We start from the raw sequence: 6,263 nt of genomic DNA, 5'->3' as shown, positions 1-6,263 counted from the left end.
CCGCATTTTCCCCCGTGACGAAATCAATTAACCATTGATCATCCTTTTGTTTATAGTAACGTTCCACACTATAACTAGATTGTTCGATCAGAATATATTCCTGAAAAGTTGGCAGAGAACGATAGAATTTAAACTTATCTCCTCGGTCATAAGCTTGGGTAGAATTAGAGAGAACTTCGACAATAATTAAAGGATTGATCACGTTAGATTGACTATTGCCTTGATAGAGAGGTTGACCTTGAATCACCATCACATCAGGATAGGTGTAAATGCTATAATCTGACAGCCATAAACGCACCGTTTCCATGTAGGTATAATAATCTTGATTATTGATATTTAAGGGAAAATTACGGCAAAAATTTAGACAAATCTGATTGTGATTAGTGGTGGCTCCTACCATTGGGATAATTTCTCCTTGACGATATTCATTTTTAACTTCGGACGTTTCCTCTAGGGCGAGATATTCTTCGGGAGTATAATATTTAGTTTCAGTAGTGGTTAACATTTTTGACTCTCCTTCCTATTCTATTTTCTAGGATACAGCATTTCTCTAAAAAGAGACAAAGTTATCCTTGAGGAAGGCTATCAATTGAGTGGCTCGGATTATATTTTTTCCTTAATCTCCGGCAAAAAATGCTGAGAAATCCATAATTAAAAATCTAACTATCAAAATTGCTCACGCTAAGGGTTAAGATAAACTAGATAAATAGTTTTATGTTTAGTTTCTCCTATGTTTAACTGGTTCCGTCGTCAGAAAGTCCAACCCGAACAAGAACAAGCACCCCCCGCACCCGTAGAGGAAACCCCCAGCGAGGCAACCCCGACGACTAGCGAGGCAACCAGTCAGGAAGAGTATTTAGATTGGGCCAAAAAAGCCTTTAAAAATATTCAAGAGAAAAAAGCCACGGCCGAGGCCGTCGTGAGCGAAACCCCTGAAACATCCATTGCTGAAACGGAACCTCTGCAAGAGGAAGAACCGGTTAAAGAAGAAGAAACCGAGGATAATACCCCCGCATGGCTGAAAAAATCCGATCGCCTCGAAATTCTCAAAGAAACCGCCATCGAAACCCCCACAGAACCGGATGAAGATTTTATCTGGTCAGCCAAAGTTTTAGCCAATCAGGGACGACAAGCAGAGGACGTTTCAGAAGAAGAAATCACCTGGTTAAAAAAATTGCGTCAGGGTTTAGGCAAAACGCGCCGCAGCTTGGTCAATCAGCTTAAGGCCGTGGTCGGTCAGGGTCCCCTCAATCAAGATGCGGTGGAGGAAATTGAAGCTTTATTGCTTCAGGCCGATGTGGGGGTAGATGCCACCGATTATATTATCACTACCCTCCAAAATAAGCTAAAACAGGAAGCTTTGCCCCCCGAAAAAGCGATCGAATATCTCAAAGAAATTATCCGCGAGATTTTAGATGCACCTTTAGCCAATTATAGCAACCCCGGTTTTGAGCCAGAAAAAGGCAAATTAAATATCTGGATGCTCACAGGAGTTAACGGAGTCGGTAAAACAACAACTATAGGCAAATTAGCCCATTTATCTAAACAATCTGGCTATAGTTGTATAATCGCCGCTGCCGACACCTTTCGCGCTGCCGCCGTGGAACAGGTGAAAGTTTGGGGAGAGCGATCGCAAGTCGAAGTAATTGCCAACCCGGGCAAAAATACCGACCCGGCCGCCGTGGTGTACGATGGCATCGAAGCCGCTAAATCCAGGGAGATAGAATTACTTTTAGTAGATACGGCGGGAAGATTGCAGAATAAAAAGAACTTAATGGCAGAATTAAGCAAAATTCGCCGTATTATCGACAAAAAAGCCGAGAGTGCCGTGGTGGAATCCCTTCTAGTTCTCGATGCCACTTTAGGACAAAACGGGCTGCGACAGGCAGAAGTTTTCTCGGAAGCTGCCCAATTAAGCGGCGTGATCCTGACTAAAATCGATGGTACAGCTAAAGGGGGTGTCGCCCTTGCCGTAGCGCGTCAGCTTAACCTCCCGATTCGCTTTGTGGGTGCTGGGGAAGGAATCGAGGATCTGCGGCCTTTTTCCAGTTACGAATTCGTGGAAGCTTTACTGAGTGGCGATTAATCTCACCCTAGCGATCTTTCATAATCTTTTCATGCTTGCTTCATAATTGTCTCATTTTTAGTTATGCTAGAACTGGAGACTCGGGATAACAACTATGCAAAGGACAATTACAGTTAGTCATCTAGGAGTATATTATCGCGGCGTGGAAGCCCTACGGGATATCACCCTGAAAATTCATCCAGGACGATTAACCGGTATCATCGGTCCCAACGGTGCGGGTAAAAGTACCCTGATCAAAGCCATGCTAGGATTAATTCGCGTACAACAGGGAAGCGTTAACTATCAAGGGCAATCTCTACAGCAACAACTGGATAAAGTCGCTTATGTTCCCCAAAGATCTCAAATCGACTGGACCTATCCCGTCACCGCTTGGGATGTGGTAATGATGGGGAGAGTCAGAAAAACGGGTTGGTTTCGTCCTTTTTCCCATATTAGTCGTCAACAGGCTTTAAATGCCCTAGAACGGGTGGAAATGGCTGATTTGCGCCATCGTCCCCTCGGTCAGCTGTCGGGGGGACAACAGCAAAGAGTCTTTTTAGCCAGATCTTTGGCCCAAGAAGCGGAGATTTTCTGTTTTGATGAACCTTTCGTTGGGGTAGATCAAAAAACCGAGGGGGTTCTTTTTAATATCTTTGGTGAGTTAGCCCAAGAAAATAAAATTGTCATGGTGGTTAACCATGATTTAGGCGAATCTATCACCCATTTTGCTGATTTAATCCTCTTAAATAAAGAATTGATCCTCGCCGATCAACGATCTAAGGTCTTAACTGATTTTAATCTCCGGCGTGCATACGGGGGTAAAGTCTCCTTCTATGATGCCATGACACCACCAGATCATCGCCGATCAAGTCTCGATTATCTCGATCGCTTCTCGAAAAACAATGCGATAAACTAGAAGCGAAGATATTTTGGCTGACTGCCGATAGGGACACCAATGACAACTATTTCCCCGCAAGAAGTAACAGGAACGATCGAACTGGCTCCTAACTATCGAATTCCCCTGTTTTTGGTAATTTTATCGCTGCCTTTACTCTTTTTACAGGTCTGGCTCGGAATAATTTTCTCCCTGTTAGGCCTATTCTTGATGTTCCAGACTACCCGCATTCGCCTCCAGTTTACCCCCACTTCCCTAGATGTCTATCTGTCCGGGCAACAAATTCGCTCCTTTCCCTACCAAGAATGGCAAAATTGGCGAATTTTCTGGAACAAAGTCCCGATCCTGTTTTATTTCAAAGAAATTAACAGCATTCATTTTTTGCCCATTATCTTTGACAGCGCAACCCTGAGACTGTGCCTGGAAAAATACTATCCTTTAGCAGCATCGCAAGCGATCGACTCAGAAGCGAACTAAGATTGAGATAAAATAAAATCTAGCTAATAGCGTCTTAAGTGGGTAGGTGTTAAAAATTGTCAGATCCCCCCGCCTATCGGCACCCCCCTTATTAAGGGGGGCAGGGGGGATCCCCCCGCCTATCGGCACCCCCCTTATTAAGGGGGGCAGGGGGGATCGAAGGCAAGATATATCGTCTATTAATTAGAACCACTTACTTAATTACCTGCCTTGGCCCTCTGTTCGCTCTGCATTTCTAAAGCCGATGAATTCAGAAGATTTTAATGTTTTACCCCTTGACAAAATGACAGACTTACCCAATGAATCTGTCGAAGAATTTAGTTTTGATGATCTCTGGAACGATCGCCCGGTAGAGAATCCCCTGCCATCGGAAACCGCCCCCGAAGGCGAATTAGTTCCCACAGCGCAGGCGCAACCCCTGCGGGGGGAAATCGAGGCTCTAGAACGGCAAAAACAGAGCCTAGCGGCGGAAATCTCGGCGTTAAAAGCGGAAAAAGAACGCTTGATCGCCGAGGAACTAGGAGATATCAAAGCTCAAATCGAAAGAATGCTCAAGGAAGGCGTAAAAGACCTAGAACAACGCAAACAGGCTTTAGAATTGGCGATCGAACAGTTAGAACGCCGTCGTGAGCGTATTCGACAGGAAATGCGGAGTAATTTCGCCGGAGTCTCCCAGGACATAGCCGTGCGGGTTCAGGGATTTAAAGACTATCTGGTGGGCAGTTTACAGGATTTGGCTGCGGCTGCCGAACAGTTGGAATTACCCCGTTTTGAAACCCCCGAAAAATCCCCCCGACCCGTGGAACCTCCCCTGCGGACCGAACGGGAGGAAAACCCGCGCCCATCCCGTGGCAGTCAAGGCCGGGATGATCGCGAAGAAAGTCCCCGTCCCCCCCGTACCAGTAACCAGGGCCGGGATAATTGGCAAGAACCCCGTCGCTCTAACCGTTCGGGTTATGAATCGGAACCGGTGGGGCAATCCACCCCTAGACAGGGCTTTTCTGACCAAAATCAGCGCATCCAAGCTCTTTTAGACCGTTATCGCAGTCGTCCTGATTATTACGGTCCGCCTTGGCAACTACGGCGCACTTTTGAACCAATTCACGCCGAACGGGTGCAACAGTGGTTCTTTAAACAGGGGGGCCGGGGTACTGTTCGCGGTATGGGTAGCCGTCTCCAAAATATTCTGGTGGCTTCGGCAATTATCTCGATTATGGCGGAATTACAGGGCGATCGCTTCCGTTCTCTCGTTCTGGCTAATAGTCCCGAACGTTTAGGCGAATGGCGGCGCGGCCTCCAAGATTGTCTCGGCATTTCCCGCGCCGATTTTGGCCCGGACCGCGGCATTGTTCTCTTTGAGTCTCCCGAAGCTTTAATTCAAAAAGCGGAACGTTTAATCGACGATAAGTATTCACCGCTCATTATCATCGATGATACCGAAGAACGGCTGAATTTCGCTCTTTTACAATTCCCCTACTGGTTAGCTTTTGCCCCTGAACCCCAACAAAGTTCTAGTTATTGGTATTAACTAATTAGGGTGTGCTGAATAAATCTAAAAACCTTGTTGGATAAGAATTTTAGACTTTTTTCCCATCAAAAAGTGCCAGACCTTGGGGTGATCGGGGGGGGAAATTGACCCCCTGAAAATCGGTAAAACCCCACACCCCACACCCCACACCCTACCCCCACGAAAAACTTTTTGCCGCAAACCCTAATTAGTCCTTGAGTAGTGCGATACATTGGGCTAAAGAAGCGTTAGTTTTCAGCGCTTGTGGGTTAATATGGGTGGCAGCGGCTCGATAACCTTGTTCTAGGAGAGCTGCAATTAAATCTTCCCTTTTAGGTAGATCTAATTTGCCCCTTCTACCAATTTCCCGAAAGCTATAAAAATAGGGAGGAAAATCGTTTTCTTCCCTCATTATTTCTAACAATTTAACTACCTTTTTCCACTGCCATTGATGGGCTAAATCTGCCATTTTTTCTAGATAAAGGCGATCATGTAAACTGCCTAACCACAAGGGTCCGGTTAAGGTTAAAGGTTGCCCGTCCCCAGAACAAACTATCTTGCCTAACTTCGGCCAAGGCACTGATTGATATTCTCCGCAGCTATGACAATAACCGAGAAAACCGTAGTTATGACTATTTAATTGTCTATTGGCCGTTAACCGCACCATCACCCGATAACTTTGACCAAAAAAGAAGGAAAAAATCGGCGTAATTCCTAAACCTAACCGGGCCGATTCTAATTGCAAACCGGCGATAATTAATCTTAATCCCTGTTCGTGGGCAGCCGGATGATTGCGAGCAGATGCTCCATAATCAGCTAAACTATTTTCTAGATTATGACCCGTCAGCGTCCGTCCATCGGTATTAGTTAGATAAATTAAACCACCGATTTTAGTGGCTAAAGGAATAGCACTAAACAGAGATGCAGGGGAACCAAAAGCATCAATATCAACTAGATCGTAATGGTCTTTTTCAAGATAACATTCTAGGAGAACTTCTTGAGCAGATTTATAGGTTATTTTGCCTTTTTTCTGTTGTAATAAACTCTCTAAATTAGCGGCTAAAGTTGGCTTAATTTCTGGATTACCATCATTAACCCACAGCCAATCCGCACCACTTTCTAACCAATACCTGAGCGCTCGCACACCAGAGCCGCTCATTACCTCTAAAACGCGCAAACTGCCCCGCTCTTTTTGGGCAATTGCCGCCCCTAAAACTCCTAAATCTCGGACGATTTTACTCTCCGGTCGATAAAAAGTATTGTTGATATTAAATATCGCTTTTTCTTCCTGCATCGATCATCTCATAATTAGCACTCGG

6 protein-coding genes are annotated in these 6,263 nt (G+C 45.3%); 4 read left to right on the top strand and 2 right to left on the bottom strand.

All coding sequences use genetic code 11. From position 1 onward, the window contains the following. Positions 1–505, bottom strand: a 505-nt coding sequence (locus LW728_RS22420) for a Uma2 family endonuclease (RefSeq protein WP_287768378.1), incomplete at its 3' end; no start/stop codon positions are given. Positions 506–730: 225 nt separating this feature from the next. On the opposite strand from LW728_RS22420, the gene ftsY reads away from it, so the two are divergent. The 4 genes from ftsY (at position 731) to LW728_RS22400 (ending at position 4,965) form a co-directional block, all read left to right on the top strand. Then, positions 731–2,086 carry a signal recognition particle-docking protein FtsY gene (gene ftsY, locus LW728_RS22415; RefSeq protein ID WP_287666227.1) on the top strand — a complete coding sequence of 452 codons (1,356 nt, stop codon included), beginning with the start codon at positions 731–733 and terminating at the stop codon, positions 2,084–2,086. Positions 2,087–2,180: 94 nt separating this feature from the next. Further along, positions 2,181–2,981, top strand: a complete 801-nt coding sequence (locus LW728_RS22410; protein WP_287666230.1) for a metal ABC transporter ATP-binding protein — start codon at positions 2,181–2,183, stop codon at positions 2,979–2,981. 39 nt (positions 2,982–3,020) lie between these two features. Then, complete coding sequence (locus tag LW728_RS22405) at positions 3,021–3,437, top strand: DUF3119 family protein (protein ID WP_002751775.1); 417 nt, start codon at positions 3,021–3,023, stop codon at positions 3,435–3,437. Positions 3,438–3,681: 244 nt separating this feature from the next. Continuing rightward, complete coding sequence (locus LW728_RS22400) at positions 3,682–4,965, top strand: DUF3086 domain-containing protein (protein ID WP_002802344.1); 1,284 nt, start codon at positions 3,682–3,684, stop codon at positions 4,963–4,965. A 187-nt stretch (positions 4,966–5,152) separates the two neighbouring features. Here the strand turns inward: LW728_RS22400 and LW728_RS22395 are convergent, their stop codons facing one another. After that, positions 5,153–6,238, bottom strand: coding sequence for a class I SAM-dependent methyltransferase (locus LW728_RS22395; RefSeq protein WP_287768376.1), 1,086 nt, complete (start codon positions 6,236–6,238; stop codon positions 5,153–5,155). Positions 6,239–6,263 lie beyond the last annotated feature (25 nt).

Origin of the sequence: Microcystis sp. 49638_E5 (genome assembly GCF_021300285.1) — a bacterium.
In the GTDB taxonomy this organism is placed as follows: domain Bacteria; phylum Cyanobacteriota; class Cyanobacteriia; order Cyanobacteriales; family Microcystaceae; genus Microcystis; species Microcystis aeruginosa_C.
This window is presented reverse-complemented; position numbering and strand designations above follow the sequence as displayed.

Bases quoted from the DNA above. Each gene is read 5' to 3' on its own strand.
- ftsY (WP_287666227.1), top strand. From the start codon at position 731: ATGTTTAACTGGTTCCGTCGTCAGAAAGTCCAACCCGAACAAGAACAA.
- LW728_RS22410 (WP_287666230.1), top strand. From the start codon at position 2,181: ATGCAAAGGACAATTACAGTTAGTCATCTAGGAGTATATTATCGCGGC.
- LW728_RS22405 (WP_002751775.1), top strand. From the start codon at position 3,021: ATGACAACTATTTCCCCGCAAGAAGTAACAGGAACGATCGAACTGGCT.
- LW728_RS22400 (WP_002802344.1), top strand. From the start codon at position 3,682: ATGAATTCAGAAGATTTTAATGTTTTACCCCTTGACAAAATGACAGAC.
- LW728_RS22395 (WP_287768376.1), bottom strand. From the start codon at position 6,238: ATGCAGGAAGAAAAAGCGATATTTAATATCAACAATACTTTTTATCGA.